Source organism: Alcanivorax sp. HI0083, from assembly GCF_001635175.1.
This window is the reverse complement of record NZ_LWFX01000623.1, coordinates 1-314: the sequence shown is the minus strand read 5'-3', so window position 1 is coordinate 314 and position 314 is coordinate 1. Positions and strand designations below refer to the sequence as shown.

Genomic DNA, 314 nt, shown 5'->3' with positions numbered 1-314 from the left:
CGGGTGGTGTTGCAGCTGCAGGATTGCCTGAGTGTACTGGAGCAAGTACGCATGCCTGTGCTGGTGGCGATTCAGGGCGGCTGCGTGGGCGGTGCGCTGGACCTGGTGTGCGCGGCAGACAGTCGCTATTGCAGCCAGGATGCGTTCTTCACCATCAAGGAAACCAGCCTGGGAATGACGGCAGACGTGGGTACGCTGCAGCGCCTGCCCAAGCTGATGCCCCAGGGGTTGGTCCGTGAGCTGGCCTATACCGGCCGCAATTTCAGCGCCTGGGAAGCGGCGGAGCAAGGGTTGGTCAACCGGGTTTATGATGA

Annotated in this window: 1 protein-coding gene; it reads left to right on the top strand. The window is 62.4% G+C overall.

Going from position 1 to position 314, the window contains the following annotated elements; translation table 11 throughout:
* The coding region (locus tag A3754_RS06260; RefSeq protein WP_197468508.1) for an enoyl-CoA hydratase-related protein at window positions 1-314 on the top strand (314 nt) is incomplete at both ends.